This window comes from Flavobacterium sp. TSSA_36 (assembly GCF_051547165.1).
GTDB lineage: Bacteria > Bacteroidota > Bacteroidia > Flavobacteriales > Flavobacteriaceae > Flavobacterium.
The window spans coordinates 1-547 of sequence record NZ_JBPTTP010000028.1 but is presented as its reverse complement, the minus strand read 5'-3'; the positions used below and the strand labels follow the sequence as shown (position 1 = coordinate 547).

The 547-nt window shown below is 41.0% G+C and carries 1 protein-coding gene; it reads right to left on the bottom strand.

Annotated elements, in window-relative coordinates:
• On the bottom strand, nucleotides 1-235 hold a 235-nt coding region (locus tag ACSVH7_RS15115; RefSeq protein WP_438067516.1), incomplete at its 3' end, for a hypothetical protein.
• Nucleotides 236-547: the final 312 nt, after the last annotated feature.

Here is a 547-nt window from a genome sequence, read left to right as displayed (position 1 = left end):
TCCAAAGCTTCATTAGTTGCTGCACAGGATAAAGAGAATCATGCTCCAGCTGGAACTTATTGAAGTAATTCCCGAAATGCATCATAATTGGCCGAACTGACCAACGCACTTTTGCGCTGGTTAAAATAGCTGTTTTATTTAATTGCTGCACAGGATAAAGAGAATCATGCTCCAGCTGGAACTTATGGCAGCTATTCCCGAAATGCATCATAATTGACCGAACTAACCAGCTCACATGTGGGCTGGTTAAAATAGCTGTTTCATTAATTGCTGCACAGAATAAAGAGAATCATGCTCCAGCTGGAACTTATGGCAACCATTCCCGAAATATTTCAATGTTTCATTAGTTACTGAAAAGGACAAATAGAGAATCATGCTCCAGCTGGAACTTATGGCAACCATTCCCGAAATATTTCAATGTTTCATTAGTTACTGAAAAGGACAAATAGAGAATCATGCTCCAGCCGATCATTGGGAGCCGTTCCCGAAAAGTTCAAATGCTCCATTAGTGGCTGAACAGGACAAATAGAGAATCATGCTCCAGCCG